20 protein-coding genes and 1 pseudogene are annotated in these 18,546 nt (G+C 34.5%); all 21 read left to right on the plus strand.

What is annotated here, in order from left to right:
* Position 1: 1 nt before the first annotated feature.
* Complete coding sequence (gene ortA, locus THEWI_RS05900; RefSeq protein WP_003869785.1) at positions 2-307, plus strand: 2-amino-4-oxopentanoate thiolase subunit OrtA; 306 nt, start codon at positions 2-4, stop codon at positions 305-307.
* The gene (gene ortB / locus THEWI_RS05905) at positions 300-1,712 is read left to right on the plus strand and encodes a 2-amino-4-oxopentanoate thiolase subunit OrtB (RefSeq protein ID WP_014062781.1); all 1,413 of its coding nucleotides are present in this window, start codon (positions 300-302) and stop codon (positions 1,710-1,712) included. Before ortA ends, ortB begins: the two co-directional genes overlap by 8 nt.
* A complete protein-coding gene (locus THEWI_RS05910) occupies positions 1,709-2,083 on the plus strand; it encodes an ornithine aminomutase subunit alpha (RefSeq protein WP_003869787.1) in 375 nt (124 codons plus the stop codon). Before ortB ends, THEWI_RS05910 begins: the two co-directional genes overlap by 4 nt.
* A complete protein-coding gene (gene oraE, locus THEWI_RS05915; protein ID WP_014062782.1) occupies positions 2,073-4,277 on the plus strand; it encodes a D-ornithine 4,5-aminomutase subunit OraE in 2,205 nt (734 codons plus the stop codon). Before THEWI_RS05910 ends, oraE begins: the two co-directional genes overlap by 11 nt.
* Positions 4,261-5,604: a GlmL-related ornithine degradation protein gene (locus THEWI_RS05920; protein ID WP_014062783.1), complete on the plus strand. Its 1,344-nt coding sequence runs from the start codon at positions 4,261-4,263 to the stop codon at positions 5,602-5,604. Before oraE ends, THEWI_RS05920 begins: the two co-directional genes overlap by 17 nt.
* 16 nt (positions 5,605-5,620) lie before the next feature.
* Complete coding sequence (locus tag THEWI_RS15775) at positions 5,621-5,860, plus strand: hypothetical protein (RefSeq protein ID WP_244262335.1); 240 nt, start codon at positions 5,621-5,623, stop codon at positions 5,858-5,860.
* On the plus strand, positions 5,839-6,684 hold the full coding sequence (locus THEWI_RS05925; protein WP_244262336.1) for an alanine/ornithine racemase family PLP-dependent enzyme: 846 nt from the start codon (positions 5,839-5,841) through the stop codon (positions 6,682-6,684). Before THEWI_RS15775 ends, THEWI_RS05925 begins: the two co-directional genes overlap by 22 nt.
* Positions 6,685-6,772: 88 nt before the next feature.
* A complete protein-coding gene (locus THEWI_RS05930) occupies positions 6,773-7,189 on the plus strand; it encodes a VOC family protein (protein WP_014062785.1) in 417 nt (138 codons plus the stop codon).
* An 88-nt stretch (positions 7,190-7,277) separates the two neighbouring features.
* Entirely contained in the window at positions 7,278-7,727 is a 450-nt protein-coding gene (locus THEWI_RS05935; RefSeq protein ID WP_003868830.1) for an RrF2 family transcriptional regulator, read from the plus strand.
* 46 nt (positions 7,728-7,773) lie between these two features.
* A pseudogene (gene mnmA / locus THEWI_RS05940) lies at positions 7,774-8,867 on the plus strand (tRNA 2-thiouridine(34) synthase MnmA).
* 86 nt (positions 8,868-8,953) lie between these two features.
* Positions 8,954-9,115: a hypothetical protein gene (locus THEWI_RS14370; protein WP_003869793.1), complete on the plus strand. Its 162-nt coding sequence runs from the start codon at positions 8,954-8,956 to the stop codon at positions 9,113-9,115.
* A gap of 17 nt (positions 9,116-9,132) precedes the next feature.
* Positions 9,133-10,158 (plus strand): AI-2E family transporter, encoded by a 1,026-nt coding sequence (locus tag THEWI_RS05945; protein ID WP_014062787.1) that lies wholly within the window; start codon positions 9,133-9,135, stop codon positions 10,156-10,158.
* Between the two features lie 112 nt (positions 10,159-10,270).
* Positions 10,271-12,904 carry an alanine--tRNA ligase gene (gene alaS / locus THEWI_RS05950; protein ID WP_003869795.1) on the plus strand — a complete coding sequence of 878 codons (2,634 nt, stop codon included), beginning with the start codon at positions 10,271-10,273 and terminating at the stop codon, positions 12,902-12,904.
* 77 nt (positions 12,905-12,981) lie between these two features.
* Positions 12,982-13,239 carry an IreB family regulatory phosphoprotein gene (locus THEWI_RS05955; RefSeq protein WP_003869796.1) on the plus strand — a complete coding sequence of 86 codons (258 nt, stop codon included), beginning with the start codon at positions 12,982-12,984 and terminating at the stop codon, positions 13,237-13,239.
* Between the two features lie 55 nt (positions 13,240-13,294).
* Positions 13,295-13,714, plus strand: coding sequence for a Holliday junction resolvase RuvX (gene ruvX, locus THEWI_RS05960; protein WP_014062788.1), 420 nt, complete (start codon positions 13,295-13,297; stop codon positions 13,712-13,714).
* A gap of 79 nt (positions 13,715-13,793) precedes the next feature.
* A complete protein-coding gene (locus tag THEWI_RS05965) occupies positions 13,794-14,078 on the plus strand; it encodes a DUF1292 domain-containing protein (RefSeq protein ID WP_014062789.1) in 285 nt (94 codons plus the stop codon).
* Positions 14,079-14,303: 225 nt separating this feature from the next.
* Positions 14,304-14,744 (plus strand): Fur family transcriptional regulator, encoded by a 441-nt coding sequence (locus tag THEWI_RS05970; RefSeq protein WP_003869799.1) that lies wholly within the window; start codon positions 14,304-14,306, stop codon positions 14,742-14,744.
* Positions 14,745-14,920: 176 nt separating this feature from the next.
* The gene (locus THEWI_RS05975; protein ID WP_014062790.1) at positions 14,921-16,585 is read left to right on the plus strand and encodes a ribonuclease J; all 1,665 of its coding nucleotides are present in this window, start codon (positions 14,921-14,923) and stop codon (positions 16,583-16,585) included.
* 17 nt (positions 16,586-16,602) lie between these two features.
* A complete protein-coding gene (locus tag THEWI_RS05980) occupies positions 16,603-16,932 on the plus strand; it encodes a YlbF family regulator (RefSeq protein ID WP_003869801.1) in 330 nt (109 codons plus the stop codon).
* The gene (locus THEWI_RS05985) at positions 16,933-17,403 is read left to right on the plus strand and encodes a QueT transporter family protein (RefSeq protein ID WP_014062791.1); all 471 of its coding nucleotides are present in this window, start codon (positions 16,933-16,935) and stop codon (positions 17,401-17,403) included.
* 84 nt (positions 17,404-17,487) lie between these two features.
* On the plus strand, positions 17,488-18,543 hold the full coding sequence (gene mltG / locus THEWI_RS05990; protein ID WP_014062792.1) for an endolytic transglycosylase MltG: 1,056 nt from the start codon (positions 17,488-17,490) through the stop codon (positions 18,541-18,543).
* Positions 18,544-18,546: the final 3 nt, after the last annotated feature.

Consider the following 18,546-nt stretch of genomic DNA (forward strand, 5'->3'; position numbering starts at 1 on the left):
AATGGCTCAAAAAGGCGATTGGGTAAAAATTAAACAGGTAATTTTAGAACCAGAGGAAAGAGCTGAAAATATACCTCAAGATACAAAAGAGACTCCCTTGACAATGTGGGTTAAAGGTTTACTTTTACAAGATGGAGAGATTGGCGACACAGTCAAAATTAAGACTTTTACAGGCCGAATAGTGGAAGGAGTTTTAATAGACGTAAATCCCCGGTATATTCACGATTTTGGCAATCCAATTCCTGAGCTTATAAAAGCAGGTATAAAAGCAAGAGAGATATTGTATGGCGGTGAAGAGAATGAGTAGGTATAAGGAAGTAATGGCAAGGAAAAACGAAATAATGAAAAAATCTTTAGGAATAGATTATGAGAGATTTGAATCAGGTGGAATTGCTTTTGACTATGAAAGAATGATGAAGGAAACAGGCTATACATTAGAAGAGATTATTAAAATACAAAGAGAAGCAAATGTAGGGGATACTCCACTTATAGAGCTTAAAAATTTAACAGAATTAGCGAGAAAAGTTTCACCAACAGGAAAAGCTGCCAGAATTTTTATAAAAGATGAAGCTTGTAACCCTTCAGGAAGTTTTAAAGAAAGGCGGGCTAGTGTTTCTATATATCACGCAAAACAAAAGGGATATAAGGGAGTCATAGCTGCTACTAGTGGTAATTACGGAGCAGCAGTGGCTTCACAAGCTGCCATGATAGGTTTAAAATGCATTGTCGTCCAAGAAGCTTATGATAGCAAAGGCATAGGGCAGCCAGAAATATTGGAAAAAGGAAGAAAATGTGAAACATTTGGTGCAGAAGTGATACAATTAACTGTTGGACCGGAATTATTTTATGTAAACTTGATGCTATTAGAAGAGACGGGATATTTTAATGCTTCTTTGTACACTCCTTTTGGAGTTGCTGGTATTGAAACATTGGGATATGAAATAGCTCAGCAAGTAAAAGAGAGGACTGGCAAATTTCCTGATGTTGTTGTGGCCACCCATGCCGGTGGAGGCAATTTGACAGGTACTGCGAGAGGACTTATAAAAGCAGGAGCTACTCATACAAAGGTGTACGGAGCAAGTGTTGATTTGACAGGACTTCACATGGCCTCAGATAAAGATTTTAATAGAAAGTCTTTTACGACGGGACATACAGGATTTGGAATTCCTTTTGCGACTTGGCCGGATAGAGCAGATGTGCCTCGAAATGCTGCAAGGCCTTTAAGGTACATGGATGGGTATTACCTTGTCAAGCAAGGGGAAGTCTTTTACATGACAGAGCTTTTAGCTCAATTAGAAGGTTTAGAAAGAGGACCAGCGGGAAATACCTCTTTAGCGGCAGCTTTCAGTTTGGCACAGCAAATGGAAAATGACCAGATAATAGTGGTGCAGGAGACAGAATATACAGGGGCAGGTAAAAATCCAACGGCTCAGCTTACTTTTGCTATGCAAAACGGCATAAAAATTCTAGTAGGAAATCCTGATGATGAGATACCAGGACAAAATATAATTTTGCCTGAACATCCTTCTATGATAAAAGCAAGAGAAGTCAATCTTTCAAATTTGAAAAAATCCTATATTAAAAACTGTGTCCAACATTTTGGAATAATGCCTAAAGAGGAGGACATCAAGTTTTTAGCAGAAGATACTAAGTCCAGTGAAGAATTTGTGAAAGAAGTAATTTCAGAATTACAGAATGGAGGATTAGTATGAGACGAGAAGATGATTTTGAAACAAGAAGCAAACACTTAAAGCACATGACAGATGAAGAATTAGACGCGTATTTCTGGAAATTGGCAGAAAAAATTGTAGATCCTTTGATAGAGTTGGCATATTATCACACATCTCCATCTATTGAGCGTTCTGTGCTTTTACGAATGGGTTTTTCTAGTATTGAGGCAAAGGAGATTGTAAACAGAATTGAGGAAAGAGGTCTTTTGCCAAAAGGAGCAGGAAATATTGTGTTGAAAGTTGCAGAAAGGGTTAAAAAGGATTACCTCACTGCTGGAAAATCCATAGCTAATGGAGAGTACTTGGAGGTGCTTGATGATATAGCAAGGGAGGCTAGTAAAAATGAAGCTTGAAAAGGATAAAAAAATAGATATTGAAGAAATTTTAAAGGATTTGGACAAATATGTGCCTAGGAGAAGAGGATGGCACTGGAGAGAGGATGTAGGTAAACACAAAATTGGCGATTTTGAGTATTATCAGGTTTCAAAACCACTTAAAAACAGTATTCCTTTACCTGCTGCAAAACACTTTGGAAACATTGACCCTCAGCCAGATTGTGTGATAACCACAGAAATAGCTTCAGGAAGGTTTGAAGATGATATAAGGCGCATGAGAATGGCAGCATGGCATGGAGCAGACCACATAATGGTTATTAGAACGTTAGGACAAAGCCATTTTGATGGACTCATTGAAGGAACACCTGAAGGTGTAGGAGGAGTTCCTATTTCGAGAAAACAAATAAGAGCGACGAGAAAAGCATTGGATTTAATTGAAGATGAGGTCGGTAGGCCTATAAACTTTCACTCTTATGTAAGTGGGATAGCCGGTCCTGAAGTAGCTGTTATGTTCGCTGAAGAAGGGGTAAATGGTGCCCATCAAGACCCTCAGTACAATGTCCTTTATAGAAATATAAACATGGTAAGGTCTTTTGTAGATGCAGCAGTTGCTAAGAAAATAATGGCAGATGCTAATATACTTCAAATTGATGGTGCTCACAATGCCAATGCAACAGCAAAATATGGATGGAAAGTTATGCCTGAACTTTTAGTTCAGCACGCTATAAATACACTTTATTCGAGAAAAGTAGGAATGAAACCAGAAAACATAGCCTTATCTACAGTGCCACCAAATGCTCCACCAACTCCTTCCATACGTTTGGATTTGCCGTATGCAGTAGCTTTGAGGCAGCTTTTTAAAGATTATAAAATGAGAGCGCAAATGAATACAAAATATATTGAGCACGATATGAGAGAAGCAACTGTAACACATGTGCTTAACCTTTTAATATCTCGATTGACCTCAGCAGATATACAAAGTACTATTACTCCTGATGAGGGAAGAAATGTCCCATGGCATTACAACAATATCAACGCGATAAACACTGCTAAACAAGCCCTTATCGGCATGGACGGATTAAAAGAGATGGTAAAGCTCAATTTTGATGGAGAGTTAGGCAAAAAAGTAAGAGAATTAAAGATGAGAGCCATTCTCTTTATGGAAGAAATTTTAGAAGTTGGAGGATACTTTAAGGCAGTAGAAGAAGGCTTCTTTGTGGATTCAGGCTATTATCCAGAGAGAAATGGAGATGGCATTGTAAGAACTATAAATGGCGGTATTGGCGCCGGTACTGTTTACAAAAGAGATAAAGACTATATTGCACCAGTATGCTCTCACTTTGGATATAACAATTTGCCAGAAGGGCTTAATAAACCTTGCGATTTAATAGATGGATGTACTCTTTGCAAGCATGAGAAAATCCATTATATAGACGAATTGGATGAGAATGACAATGTAGAAAATAGATTGAAAGAAACTGTTGAGTACAGAAAAGGAGATAAAATAAAGCCAGAAGTTGAATGGGCAGGAGACGGCATAATAAGCATGAACCTATTTTTGCCTGTAGATGAAAGGACTGCTGAATACGCGGCTATTAAATACGCAGAAAAGCTGGGGCTTACTGATGTAGTCGTTTTAGGTAAACTTCCAATGCATCCTGCGGAGGGAACGTACGTGGAAGTAAGAGGGCGTGTTCAATTTTCTATTGACAAAAATGAATTAGAAATACCGCCGGAAGAGGAAATACTTTCAGATGAGGAAATAGAAGAAGATATTAAGAGAAAGCCTATGAAGGTGGTTGCTGCAACTGTAGGAAATGATGAACATTCTGTGGGCTTAAGAGAGATTTTGGACATAAAACATGGCGGAATTGAAAAATATGGCATAAAATTTACTTACCTTGGTACTTCTTGTCCTGTAGAAAAGTTAGTTGATGCAGCTATAGAGGAAAATGCCGATGCTATCTTAGTCAGCACTATAATAACCCATGACGATGTCCATATAAAGAATATGAAAAAAATTCACGACCTTTGTATAGAAAAAGGAATAAGAGATAAAGTAATTTTGGTAGGTGGAGGTACGCAGATTACAAACGACCTTGCTAAAAGTGTTGGCTTTGATGCGGGATTTGGAAGAGGTACAAAAGGAAATCAAGTGGCAAGTTTTTTAGTTAAAAAAAGAAGGGAAAAGGAAAATGAGGAAAACAATTGACATACTTGTAGCCGAGATTGGAAGTACTACGACAACTGTAAATGCTTTTGTTCTGGGCAGTGATCCTGTTTTTATAGGTCAAGGGATGGCTCCTACCACAGTCTTAGATGGGGATGTGAATATTGGTCTTGTGGGGGCTATTGAGAATTTAAAAGATAAAATTGGAGATTTTGTATATAGTGAGATGCTTGCTTGTAGCAGTGCTGCTGGTGGCCTCAAAATGACTGTACATGGCTTAGTCTACGACATGACTGTAAGGGCAGCTAAAGAGGCTGCCCTTGGGGCAGGAGCCAATATAAAACTTATAACAGCAGGAAAACTGAGAAGAACGGATTTAGAAAAAATAAAACAAATAAAATCAAACATAATACTTTTAGCAGGTGGAGTGGATTACGGAGATAGAGAAACTGCTCTTTATAATGGAGAAAAATTGGCGGAATTAAAGTTGAATGTGCCAGTAATTTATGCAGGCAACATAGAAAATAGAGAAGAAATTTCCTACATTTTTCAAGAAGCCGGTCAGGAAGTATACATTGTAGACAATGTTTATCCATCAATTGACAATTTAAATGTAGAACCGACAAGAAAAATGATTCAGAAAGTTTTTGAAAAGCATATTGTAACAGCGCCAGGTATGAGTAAAGTAAAAGAATTGGTGACAGGAAATATAATCCCAACGCCAGGTGCTGTCATGGAATGTGCTATGCTTCTTTACAATGACATAGGTGATTTGATGGCAGTCGATATAGGTGGAGCTACTACAGATGTTCATTCTGTTACTGAAGGAAGCGATGAAATACAAAAAATAACTGTAAATCCAGAGCCTTTGGCTAAACGCACAGTAGAGGGGGATTTAGGGGTTTTTGTTAATTCAAGAAATTTATTTGATTTGTGCGGAGAGGATATATATAAAAAATTCAGTAATGCAGATGAACTAATAAACAATATAAAGCCAATACCCCAAAAAGAAGAAGAAAAAGAATTTGTGTTGTATCTTGCAAGCAAGGCATTAGAAGTGGCAGTAAAGCGTCACGCAGGTAAATTAAGCAGTTATTTTGGACCTACAGGAAGAACCTTTTATGTGGAAGGAAGAGATTTGACAAATGTTAAATGGATAATAGGTACCGGTGGAATATTTTCAAGACTTGAAGGAGGAGAAAAATTATTAGAAAATATAAATGATGGAGGAAGTGGAAAAGAGCTTTATCCTCCTTCATCGGCAAAAGTTTTAATTGACAGAGATTATATCATGGCGGCTTGTGGTGTTTTGTCTAAGAAATATCCTGACGAAGCTTTGAAATTAATCAAAAATAGCTTATGTATTTAGAAATGGGGGAGATTAAGTGTATCCCTTGTTGAGAATAAACTTAGAAAAACTTCGAAAAAATACGCAAACTATCGTTAATTTGTGTGAAAAGAGAAATATAAAGGTAGTAGGTGTTACAAAAGTTTTTTGTGCTATTCCAGAAATAGCACAGACGATGGTAAAGGGTGGAGTGGAAATCTTAGGAGATTCTCGAATCAAAAATTTAAAAAATTACAACACATACCGGTACCTAAAATGCTTCTTCGAATTCCCATGAAAAGTGAAGTGGAAGAAGTTATAAAATATGCAGATATAAGCCTAAACTCAGAAATAGATACAATAAAAAGCCTATCGGAAGAGGCAAAAAAACAAAGGAAAATTCATGAAATAATCCTAATGGTAGACTTAGGGGATTTGAGAGAGGGCGTATTGAAAGAGGATGTTATTCCAATAGTAGAACAAATAGTAAAACTAGAAGGTATAAGATTAAGGGGAATAGGTACTAATTTAACTTGTTATGGTTCGGTTATTCCTACGCCAGATATATTAGAAGAGCTTGTGGAAATAAAAAATTCTATCAACAAAAAATTCAACTTGAATTTAGATATAGTCTCAGGAGGAAACTCAAGCAGTCTGTACTTAGTTCAAAATGGTCTCATACCAAGAGGAATAACGCAACTTAGAATAGGAGAAGCTATTGTCTTAGGTAGGGAAACGGCTTTTGGAGACAGAATTCCCCATACTTATGACGATGTATTTACTTTAGAAGCACAGATAGTCGAATTAAAAGAAAAACCTTCTTATCCACGAGGTATATTAGGAATGGACGCTTTTGGAGAAAGACAAGTATATGTGGATAGAGGGATAATGAAAAGGGCAATTTTGGCTGTAGGAAAACAGGATGTCAATATGAATGACCTAATTCCTATGGACAGTTCTATTGAATTAATAGGTTCAAGCAGTGACCATTTAATTGTTAATGTTACAAATTCCCAGTATCCATATAATGTGGGAGATATAATAAAGTTCAAACTGAGATATGGAGGGATTTTATCCTGCTCTACATCTGAATATGTAGAAAAAGTCATTGAAGAGGCGTAAAAAATAAGCCTCTTTTTGCATTATGAAAAACATTAATTTACTGTTATAATAAAAATGAAAAGGAATAATATTTTTGGGAGGTTTTAAAATGATAATAGGTTTAGGCCATGTAGCCTACAAAGTTAAAGACCTTGATGAAAGTTTAGAATTTTACTGTGGCAAATTGGGACTAAAAGAAGCTTTTAGGCTTAACCATGAAAATGGGGAATTAATGCTTGTGTACTTAAAAGTGGTGGAAGGACAATTCATTGAACTTTTCCACGGAGGGATAGACAAGGGAAAAGATGAAGATGAAAGGATAGGGTTTAAACATTTGTGTCTACATGTAGATGATATTTTTGCTACATTAGAAGAACTAAGAAAGAGAGGCTTGGAAATAAAGGGGCAGCCTATGATGGGAGCAGATGGAAATTATCAATATTGGATAGAAGACCCTGATGGAAATAGAATAGAACTAATGCAAATAATGCCGGGTTCTTTGCAAGATAAAGCAAAAGAATTATAGAAAATTAAGTGTTGACAACCACTTTTTTAAGTGGTATTCTTTTTGTTGAAATCCTGGTAAAATAGTAGGAATTCAGGGGTGGATAATCGTGAAACTATCTACAAAAGGTCGATATGGGATACAAGCTATGTTTGAATTAGCCCTTTACTACGGGGAGGGCCCGATTTCTTTAAAAACTATAGCAGAAAATGAGGGACTTTCTGAGCATTATTTAGAACAGCTTATAGCAATTCTTAGAAAAGCTGACCTTGTGAAAAGTGTCAGAGGAGCACAGGGAGGATATATGCTAGCAGCTCCTCCTGATAAGATAACCGTTGGAGATGTGATAAGAACATTGGAAGGATCACTGGCTCCTGCAGATTGCGTTTTGGAAGATACTCCTTTTGAGTGCAGCAGAGCAGGAGGTTGTCCGACAAAGTTGGTGATGGAAAGAATAAGAGACAGTATAAATAAAGTGATAGACTCTATTACTTTACAGGATATGGTGGATGATTACAGGCGATTAAATCAAAAAAGTGCTTTTATGTATTACATTTAGGGAAATAATAATTTTAGGACTTTTAGGGGAGGATTTTATATATAATATGGAGATAAACAATAGAGTAGCAATTGGAATGAGTGGAGGAGTAGATAGCTCTGTAGCTGCATATCTTTTAAAAAAAGAAGGATTTGATGTTATAGGCCTTACAATGAAAGTATGGGTAGACCATGCAGCTAAAGCTTTTGATAGCGATAAGAGCTGTTGTTCTTTAAGAGCTACACAAGATGCAAAAAAAGTTGCAGAGATGTTGGGAGTACCTCATTACACAGTTGATTTTAGTGAAGTCTTTTATGATAAAATAGTAAATTATTTTATCAATGAATATTTAAAAGGAAGGACTCCTAATCCTTGTGTATTGTGTAATAGGCAAATAAAATTTGGAGAGCTTCTAGAGAAAGCATTTGAGTTGGGAGCTTATTACATTGCTACAGGCCATTATGTCAGAAAAGACTATGATGAAAAAACAAAAAGATATTTATTAAAAAAGGTATAGATTCTTCTAAGGATCAAAGCTATGTCTTATATCGTTTGACACAGAAGCAGTTAGAACATGCTCTTTTCCCTTTAGGAAATTACAAAAAAGAAGAAATAAGAGCTTTGGCAGAGGGGTTAAAGCTACCTGTTGCTAAAAAGCCAGAGAGTCAAGAAATTTGTTTTATCCCAGATAATGATTACAGCGGATTTATAAAAAGGCAAGTTAAAGATGAAATAAAGCCAGGAGAATTTAGAGATGTTCACGGTAAATTTTTAGGGTATCATAAAGGAATAATACACTATACAATTGGTCAGAGAAGAGGATTGGGTTTATCTTCTGATAGACCTTTATACGTCGTGGATATAGATGTAAAAAACAACGTAGTTGTTGTTGGACATCAAGAAGATGTGTGGGGAGAGGAGCTAATATCCTCAAATAACAATTTTATTTCCATTGAAAAACTTAAAAGGGAAATGAAGGTAACTGCAAAAATACGTTATACAGCTAAAGAAGAAGAGGCTATAATAAAGCCATATGAAGAAGATAAAGTATTAGTAAAATTTTTAAAACCTCAAAGAGCTATAACTCCAGGACAATCAGTTGTCTTTTACGATAAAGATGTAGTAGTAGGAGGAGGAATAATTGAAAAAAAGGTGAGATAGTGCACACAAAAAGTGTGCATTTTTTATTTTAAAGAGGGAAATCTATAAAAAGCAGAAACTTTTTTAGATTTCAAAGGAGGGCTTTTATGAATAGAGACAAATATATAAAGGGATTTTTGGCAGGAATAGTAGCTGCTGCATATATAATTCCCAAAATAGATATGAGAAAATATAGACGTTATAAAGATATGATAGAAAAAAATATGACAAAAATATGGCGTACAATGAACAAAATAAAAATTAGATAGATTTTTCAGGTGATAAAATGCAAGTTAAAAAAGTGTATCTACTTTTTTTAATCATTGGTGCCATAGGCTTATTGTATTTTTTTATAAAGAATTTGGTGAGTATTAAAAATATACTTTCCCCTTTTTTTGTTTCCGCTTTAATAGCCTATTTATTAAATCCAATGGTAAAATTTTTTAATTCAAAGGGCTTTTCTACTTTTTTGTCTATTCTTCTACTGTTTTTAATTGTTGCTTTGGTAATACTATTTTTTTCTTTTTACATTCTCCCTTTGTTGATAAATGAAATAGTTATTTTTGTGAAAATGATACCTTTCTATACTGAAGAACTACAAAAAATTTTGATTCAACTAAAATTTAACTATTTTTCTTATTTGCCCCCTCAATTTGAAAAAGTTTTAGATAAAAATTTGAATGCCCTAAATAATCTTTTTGCCTCTCGTGTCGATTTGGTTTTTAAATCTACTGTTGCAATATTAAAAGATATTATAGACGTGATAATTGTACCGATTATTACTTTTTATCTTTTAAAAGATAAAAATGTATTTGAAAAAGAAATTGAAAGAATGATTCCCTCCAAATATCATGATAGTTTTTTTGCTCTTTTAAAAAAAATAGACAAAATTTTAAGTAAATACATAAGAGCACAAATATATCTTTCTATCTTTGTTGCTATTTTTACAAGTATAGGCCTTTCTCTAATTAAAGTTAAATATGCTTTTTTAATAGGAATATTGGCAGGAATATTAAATATAATTCCCTACATAGGGCCTATCTTATCAATTATTCCTGCTGTTTTAATAGGGCTCCTTGATTCTTTATCTAAAGGCTTTTGGGCTTTACTTGTGTGTCTTTTAGTGCAACAGATAGAAAATGCCTTTATAACACCTAAAATAATTAGCGACAGTGTAGGGCTTCATCCTATTACAGTGATTTTTTCATTGATTGCAGGAGAGGAACTTTTTGGCGTCTGGGGGCTTTTATTATCTGTGCCTGTTGTAGCAATAGGGAAAGTTATTGTAACAGAAATTTTTATTGAGAAATAAACCAGTTATTGACTTGTTATATTCAATCTTGTATAATATACTCAAAAAAGAGCGGGTAAAAGCCCGTCCCCAATTTGGGACGGTTTTTATTGTATCAAAAAGGAGGATTTTTATGGAAAAACTCGGGATGAACGAAATTAGAGAAAAATTTTTAAGCTTTTTTGAAAGCAAAGGGCACCTGAGACTACCAAGTTTTTCTCTAATTCCTAAAAATGATAAAAGTTTATTATTAATTAATTCTGGAATGGCTCCTTTAAAACCCTATTTTACAGGAAAAGAAACTCCCCCCAGCAAACGAGTAACTACTTGCCAAAGATGTATAAGGACACCGGATATTGAAAGAGTGGGTAAAACAGCACGTCACGGTACTTTTTTTGAAATGTTGGGTAACTTTTCTTTTGGTGATTATTTCAAAAAAGAAGCTATTCCGTGGGCCTGGGAATTTGTAACAGAAATTTTGAAGTTGCCAGTTGACAGGTTATGGGTATCAATTTATGAGGAAGACGATGAAGCATTTGAGATTTGGAATAAAATAGTTGGGTTACCTCCTGAAAGAATTGTGAGGATGGGGAAAGAAGATAATTTCTGGGAGATTGGCACAGGACCTTGTGGCCCCTCTTCAGAGATTTATTTTGACAGAGGTGAAGAAAAAGGCTGTGGGAAGCCTACTTGTGGAGTTGGCTGTGATTGCGATAGGTTTATTGAATTCTGGAATTTAGTTTTTACCCAGTTTAATAAAGACGAACGAGGAAATTATCACAGGTTGCCAAATCCAAATATTGATACAGGCATGGGACTTGAGAGGATAGCCACAATAATGCAGGGAGTCGACAGCATATTTGATGTAGACGTAATAAGAGGCATTACTAATTTTGTATCTAAGATTGCGGAAGTAGAGTATGGAAAAGATGCAGAAAAAGATGTGTCTTTGAGAGTTATCACTGACCATATAAGAGGGATAACTTTCATGATATCAGATGGAATTCTGCCTTCTAATGAAGGAAGAGGCTATGTTTTGAGAAGGCTTTTAAGAAGGGCTGCAAGGCACGGTAAATTGCTGGGGATAAACGATACCTTCTTGTATAAAGTGGTTGATTCAGTCATAGAAAATTATGGAGAGGCATATCCTGAAATAATTGAGAGAAAGGACTATATAAAGCGAATAATCAAACTGGAAGAAGAAAGATTTAAGGAGACAATAGACCAAGGACTTACAATTTTACAAGATTATATAAGCGAACTAAAAGTACAAGGAAAAACCGTATTAGAAGGTTCTAAAGCTTTTAAACTATACGATACCTATGGGTTCCCATTGGATTTAACAAAAGAAATTTTGCAAGAAGCTGGCATTACTGTTGATGAAGAAGGATATACAAAGGAGTTGGAGAAACAAAGGATAAGAGCGAGAAGCAGCAGAAAAGAAGATAATAGTTTGTGGGAACAAGACATATATTCTACTTTAGGAGATATTAAAACAAAATTTGTGGGATATGATACTTATGAAAGCGATTCAAAAGTTTTAGCTATTGTAAAAGATGAAGAGCTTGTTGAGGAAGCAGAAGCTGGAGATGATGTGAGTATCATATTAGATGTTACTCCTTTCTATGCTGAAAGTGGTGGGCAGATAGGAGACAAGGGAGTTCTAGAGAATGAAAATGCTTTGATAAAAGTAAATGACTGTAAAAAAATAGGAGATAAGTTTATACACACTGGAACAATTGAAAGAGGTTTAATTTCAGTAGGAGATGAAGTAAAAGCTCAAATTGATGTGGTAAGTCGAAGGAATGCTGCAAGAAACCACACTGCAACTCATCTTCTTCATAAAGCCCTAAAGGAGATTTTAGGCGACCATGTTCATCAAGCTGGTTCTCTTGTGGCTGATGATCGATTAAGATTTGATTTTTCACATTATCAAGCGGTGACTAAAGAAGAGCTAAAGCAAATAGAAAATAGGGTTAATGAAAAGATATACCAAAGTTTAAATGTTCATATTGAAGAAAAAACTTATGATGAGGCAGTGAAAGAAGGGGCTGTTGCGTTATTTACAGAAAAGTATGGTGATAAAGTAAGGGTTGTAAAAATTGATGATTACAGCATGGAACTTTGCGGTGGAACTCATGTTAAAAATACTAACGAAATAGGGATTTTTAAGATTGTATCTGAAAGTGCAGTTGGTGCAGGTTTAAGAAGAATTGAAGCTTTAACAGGACTTGCCGCAATAAAATATTTAGGAGAGAAAGAAGAAATATTAAAAGAGGCTTCTGATTTATTAAAAGTCCAAGATAAAGAGATAATTTCAAAAATTGAGAGTTTGCAGCAAGTTTTAAAGACAAAAGATAAAGAGATAGAACAATTAAAAATAAAAATGGCTTCTATTTTGGCTGATAGTTTAATCAATTCTGCTATTTCATTAGATGGTATAAAAGTAGTGGTTTCAAAGGTTGAAGATTATGATAGTGAGGCTTTGAAGGCATTAGGAGATATTTTAAAAGATAAATTAAAAATTGCTGCAGTAGTATTAGCATCTTCTACCCCAGAAAAAGCTATATTTGTCGGTATGGCTACTAAAGATGTTGTTCAAAAAGGGATAGACATGGGAGCTATTATTAAAGAGGTGTGCAAAGTATCTGAAGGAAATGGCGGTGGAAGACCAGACATGGCTCAAGGAACAGGCAAAAATCTATCTAAGGTAGATGAAGCGTTAAACAAAGCGATAGATATTGTAAAAGAACAGTTAAAAAATTGAGAAAAGCTTGACTAGCCAAGTAAATATAGGTTATTATAAAGTTGATGGTAGTTAAATGTATCTAGAGGTGATATATTATGGTAGATAAAAACGAACAGACTCTGAGGTATCACGTTACAACTGATAGAAAAACTGTTAAAGAGATATTGACAGCAGTGTATGAAGCACTTTCTGAAAAAGGTTATAATCCAATTAATCAAATAGTAGGTTATATATTGTCTGGGGACCCTACTTATATAACCAGCCATAAAAATGCGAGAAATTTGATAAGAAAAATTGAAAGAGATGAATTAGTAGAAGAACTTTTGAGAGAGTATTTGTCTTCCCAAAAATAAGAAAAATGAAATTGCCTCACTTTGTGTGAGGCAATTTTAGAATGGAGAGGTTTCTTTGAGGATTATGGGTTTAGATGTGGGTGATAAAACAATCGGGGTAGCTATAAGTGACTTATCAGGCACAATTGCACAGGGACTTACTACTATTAAAAGAAGTAGTAACAAAAAAGATTTTGAGAGAATAAAACAAATAATAAATGAATATGAAGTGGGAATGATAATTGTAGGATTACCTAAGAATATGAGTGGGACTTTGGGGCCACAAGGACAAAAAGTTGTGAGATTTGTTGAACACTTGAAGGAAGCTTTTAGTATACCAATAATCTTGTGGGATGAAAGGCTTACTACAGTAGAAGCACAAAGGGTTTTAATAGAAAAAGCTGATATAAGTAGGGCAAAGAGAAAAGAAGTAATTGATAAGCTGGCTGCAGTTCTTATACTTCAGAACTACTTAGATTCACAAAAAAATAAATAAATTTTTATTAAAAACTTGACAGTCTTTTTGGTATGTTATACAATTACATTATCTTGAAGTAGAATTGAGGTGAAATAGTATGGAACCAGAAATCATTCAGCTAATCGACGAGCACGGCCATGAAGTAGACTTCGAACTTGTAGCATCATTTGACCTTGACGATACCAGGTATGCAGTTGTGGTCCCTGTCGATGGTGATGGAGAAGATGCTTACATCCTGAGAGTGGAACAAGATGAAAATGGCAATGATATTTTTGTAGGGATTGAAGACGAAGATGAGTTCAATGATGCTGTCGAAGCATACAATGAACTGATGGAAGAGTATGAAGAATATTATGATGATGATTTTGATGAAGAAAAGTAAATTAAATTAAAGTGAAATTTAATTAAGATATACCGCTTTGGTATATCTTAATTTTATATATCCCCAAAATTTGATTTCTATGTAAAAGGGAAATGAGATTCTCAATTGAAATATCTTTGTCTATTATAAAATTTGATATTTGCTAAAAAATCAAAAAAAGTGTTTGACAATTGAAAATGAATATCATAAACTAATAGTAGTTGATATTATTTGGTGGTGATTTAGATGAATGAAATTGAAAAATTTAAAGAAAAATTAAAAGATAAGGGATATAAGTTGACAACTCAAAGGCGTGTGATATTGGACGTCATTATGGAAAATAGGGATAAACATCTTTCCTCTGAGGAAATATATGACCTTGTAAGGCTAAAATATCCTGAAATAGGGCTTGCTACAGTTTATAGGACCCTTCAGTTATTTGAGGAATTAGGTATTGTCTATAAATTAAATTTTGACGATGGTCGAAATAGATACGAGCTATATCATAATGAAAACCATCAGCATCATCATTTGATTTGTTTAAAATGCGGAGCAGTTATAGAAATGGAAGGAGACCTTTTGGAGAATTTAGAAGAGGCAATAGAAGAGACTAAAGATTTTGAAATAATAGATCATAATGTGAAATTTTTTGGCTATTGTAGCAAATGTAGGAGCAGGTATAATTAAACTTATAGTGAGATTTTGGATTTTGTTTAAGAAATAATTTACATTAATAGGGTTGAAGTATTTTTTCAAATAAAGTATAATTTATATTAACTGGTGTAAGGTACGGGTAAGTTTTTTGGGTTTTTGGGGGAAAATAAAATTAAAGCTAAAAATATCTAATGAAAGGAGATAAGTATTTGGCACACAAGGCAAAACTTAAAATCATTCCTTTGGGCGGGTTAAATGAGATTGGCAAAAACATGACTGTTTTTGAATTCGGAAACGACATTATAGTTGTGGATTGCGGTCTCGCTTTTCCAGATGATGAAATGTTGGGAATAGATTTGGTCATTCCCGACATTACTTATTTATTGAAAAATAGGGAAAAGGTTAAGGCAATTGTTTTAACACATGGTCATGAAGACCATATTGGAGCTTTACCATATGTCTTAAAGCAACTTAATGTTCCTGTATATGGGACTCGTCTGACTATAGGTTTAGTAGAATATAAGTTAAAAGAGCATGGTATTTTAAAAGACAGTAAATTGATAACGGTGAAGCCAAGAGAGATTGTCGAAATTGGTCAGTTTAAAGTGGAGTTTATAAGAACCTCTCATAGCATTGCAGATTCTGCGGCTTTAGCTATTCATACTCCTGTTGGGACGGTTTTCCACTCGGGGGATTTCAAAGTAGACTTTACCCCTATAGGGGGAGAAATACCAGACTTACACCGCTTTGCCCAGTTAGGGGAAAAAGGGGTACTAGTAATGCTATGTGATAGTACCAATATTGAAAGACCGGGTTATACCATGTCAGAAAGGACAGTGGGAGAGACTTTTGACAGTATATTTAGAAAAGCAGAACAACGAATCATAGTGGCAACTTTTGCTTCTAACATCCACAGAGTTCAACAAATTATAGATTCTGCGCACAAGTATGGAAGAAAGGTTGCTATTTCAGGCAGAAGCATGTTAAATGTAGTTAATGTAGCGATGGAATTAGGCTATTTAATTGTTCCTGATGGCCTTTTGATTGATATTGATGAAGCCAATAAATTGCCCCATGATAAAGTTGTTATTATAACGACAGGCAGCCAAGGGGAACCTATGTCAGCTCTTACCAGAATGGCTTCTTCTGAGCATAAAAAAGTAGAGATTGTACCGGGAGATACAGTGATAATTTCTGCTTCTGCTATTCCGGGAAATGAAAAACTTATTTCTCGCGTCATCAACCAATTATTTAAAAAAGGTGCCAATGTAATTTATGAAGCATTGGCAGATATTCACGTATCGGGTCACGCCTGTCAAGAAGAGATTAAGCTACTTCATACATTAATAAAACCTAAATTTTTCATTCCTGTTCATGGAGAATACAGACATTTAGTTCAGCATGCTAAGCTTGCAGAGACTTTAGGAATGCCTCCCCAAAATATCTTTGTAGTAGATAATGGGACAGTATTAGAGTTTACAAAAAATTCTGGAAGGATTGCAGGAACAGTAACAGCAGGGAAAGTGTTGGTAGATGGCTTGGGAGTTGGAGATGTAGGGAATATCGTTTTAAGAGATAGAAAACATTTGGCTCAAGATGGTTTGTTAGTAGTAGTGGTTACTATTTCTAAAGAGACTGGAGGAATTATAGCGGGTCCCGACATAATTTCCAGAGGATTTGTATATGTGAGAGAATCAGAGGATTTAATGGAGGAATCCAAAAATATTGTCAGAGATGTGTTATCAAAGTGTGAGAAAGAGGAAGTTAACGAATGGGCTACTATAAAATCAATGATAAAAGACAATTTAAGCAGCTTCTTATATGAAAAAACTAAGAGAAATCCTATGATATTGCCAATCATAATGGAAATTTAAACAGGAGGCTCTTAAATATGAACGTCTACGACAAAGCTTATGAACTGGCTAATGCCATAAGACAGTTGCCAGAATACAAAGCTTTTAAAGAGGCGTATCAAAAAATAAATGAAAATGAGCAAAATAAAAAAATGTTAGAGGATTTTAGAAAAAAGCAATTAGAGATTCAAGCCAAAGAGTTGTCAGGTGAAAAAGTGGATCCTAAAGAAAAAGAAGTGTTAGAAAAGCTATGGGAGATATTAAATCTTAATCCAGAGTTAAGTTCGTACTTGTCTTTAGAATACACTCTTGGCAAGATAATGGATGATATACTAAAAATAATCATGGAACCGATGGAGATGAAGTAGATGAAAAGAATAGATACTAAGTACATTGTAAAAGCAGGAGCCATTGCAGCCATTTACTTTGTTGTTACTATTCTTTTGGGCAGTGTTTCTTATGGCCCTATTCAATTTAGAATATCTGAATGTTTAGTTGTATTACCCATGGTAGAGCCGGCAGCAATATGGGGGGTTTTTATAGGATGTTTATTAGCCAATATAGGAAGTCCTTTTGGACTTATCGATATTTTAGGTGGAAGTTTAGTGACATTACTTGCTGCGTACCTTACATCAAAAACTAAAACTTTTTACAAAGGCATATTGCCTCCTATAATACTAAATGCTCTTATTGTTTCAATATGGGTAAGTTATTTCACGAAAATGCCCTATTATCTTGTAGCTTTATATATCGCTTTAAGTGAAGCTATTGTGACAGGTGTATTTGGGTATGTAGTGATTGCAACATACAAAAGATTAAAAGATAAGTATTCTTTATAAAAACAGGTAAGCAGAAGGCTTACTTGTTTTTATTTTTAATTAATTATATAATTTAGGTATACCTACCCAAGGGAGAGAAATGTAATGAATAATGTCGAATACAAAAGAAAAAGTAGATTTGCTGTGGTAATAACGACTATAATTTTTTTGTTTTTCTCTGCTTTTGTATACTATCAAAGCTTTTTTCAACCAGTAACTACAAAAAGTGATGCGCCTCAAAAGATTATAAATATTCCAAAAGGGTATTCTACCGTGCAAATAGCTAAGGTGTTAAAGGAGAATAGTTTAATTAAGAATGAGTGGTTTTTTATATGGAGAGCGAAAGTTTTAGGTGCTGATGGAAAATTACAAGCAGGAAAATATCTTTTAAGCCCTAACATGACTACTGATCAAATAATAGAAAAAATATTTGCAGGTAAAGCACAAAAGGATACAATAAAAGTGACAATTCCGGAAGGTTATTCTGTTAAAGATATAGCCAATAAGTTATCGCAATTAGGCTTAGTAAATAAAGATAAATTTTTAGAAGTTGCACAAAAAGATACTTTTAACTACGATTTTTTAAAAGACATACCTAAAGATAGACCAAGTAGATTAGAAGGGTATCTTTTTCCCGATACTTATCAAATACCTATAGAGGCTGGCGAAAAAGAAATAATAAATATTATGCTTAAAAGGTTTCAACAAGTTTATAATAGTACTATAAAGGATAATGCAAAATATGTAGGAATGACACCTGATCAAATTGTGATAATAGCTTCTCTGATAGAAAAAGAGGCTGTGGTAGATAAGGACAGACCTCTAATTGCAGGTGTTATATACAACCGTTTGAAAAAACATATGAAACTACAAATAGATGCTACTGTACAATACGCATTAGGGGAACACAAGGATAAGCTTTTGTACAAAGATTTGGAGGTAGATTCCCCTTACAATACCTACCAACACTATGGACTTCCTATAGGTCCCATTTGTAATCCTGGACTTAAATCTATTAAAGCAGCTCTTTTTCCAGCTAAGCATGACTTTTACTATTATGTTGCAAAGAAAGATGGGTCTCATATTTTCAGTATAACTTATGAAGACCATTTAAAAGCTCAGAAAGAAATTGAAGCAAATGAAAATAATAATACTAAATGAAAG

Source organism: Thermoanaerobacter wiegelii Rt8.B1 (assembly GCF_000147695.2).
GTDB classification, from domain to species: Bacteria; Bacillota; Thermoanaerobacteria; order Thermoanaerobacterales; family Thermoanaerobacteraceae; genus Thermoanaerobacter; species Thermoanaerobacter ethanolicus.

Excerpts from the sequence above, each read along its gene's own strand:
- ortA (WP_003869785.1), top strand. The coding sequence starts at position 2 with ATGGCTCAAAAAGGCGATTGGGTAAAAATTAAACAGGTAATTTTAGAA.
- ortB (WP_014062781.1), top strand. The coding sequence starts at position 300 with ATGAGTAGGTATAAGGAAGTAATGGCAAGGAAAAACGAAATAATGAAA.
- THEWI_RS05910 (WP_003869787.1), top strand. The coding sequence starts at position 1,709 with ATGAGACGAGAAGATGATTTTGAAACAAGAAGCAAACACTTAAAGCAC.
- oraE (WP_014062782.1), top strand. The coding sequence starts at position 2,073 with ATGAAGCTTGAAAAGGATAAAAAAATAGATATTGAAGAAATTTTAAAG.
- THEWI_RS05920 (WP_014062783.1), top strand. The coding sequence starts at position 4,261 with ATGAGGAAAACAATTGACATACTTGTAGCCGAGATTGGAAGTACTACG.
- THEWI_RS05925 (WP_244262336.1), top strand. The coding sequence starts at position 5,839 with ATGCTTCTTCGAATTCCCATGAAAAGTGAAGTGGAAGAAGTTATAAAA.
- THEWI_RS05930 (WP_014062785.1), top strand. The coding sequence starts at position 6,773 with ATGATAATAGGTTTAGGCCATGTAGCCTACAAAGTTAAAGACCTTGAT.
- THEWI_RS14370 (WP_003869793.1), top strand. The coding sequence starts at position 8,954 with ATGAATAGAGACAAATATATAAAGGGATTTTTGGCAGGAATAGTAGCT.
- THEWI_RS05945 (WP_014062787.1), top strand. The coding sequence starts at position 9,133 with ATGCAAGTTAAAAAAGTGTATCTACTTTTTTTAATCATTGGTGCCATA.
- alaS (WP_003869795.1), top strand. The coding sequence starts at position 10,271 with ATGGAAAAACTCGGGATGAACGAAATTAGAGAAAAATTTTTAAGCTTT.
- THEWI_RS05955 (WP_003869796.1), top strand. The coding sequence starts at position 12,982 with ATGGTAGATAAAAACGAACAGACTCTGAGGTATCACGTTACAACTGAT.
- THEWI_RS05965 (WP_014062789.1), top strand. The coding sequence starts at position 13,794 with ATGGAACCAGAAATCATTCAGCTAATCGACGAGCACGGCCATGAAGTA.
- THEWI_RS05970 (WP_003869799.1), top strand. The coding sequence starts at position 14,304 with ATGAATGAAATTGAAAAATTTAAAGAAAAATTAAAAGATAAGGGATAT.
- THEWI_RS05980 (WP_003869801.1), top strand. The coding sequence starts at position 16,603 with ATGAACGTCTACGACAAAGCTTATGAACTGGCTAATGCCATAAGACAG.
- THEWI_RS05985 (WP_014062791.1), top strand. The coding sequence starts at position 16,933 with ATGAAAAGAATAGATACTAAGTACATTGTAAAAGCAGGAGCCATTGCA.
- mltG (WP_014062792.1), top strand. The coding sequence starts at position 17,488 with ATGAATAATGTCGAATACAAAAGAAAAAGTAGATTTGCTGTGGTAATA.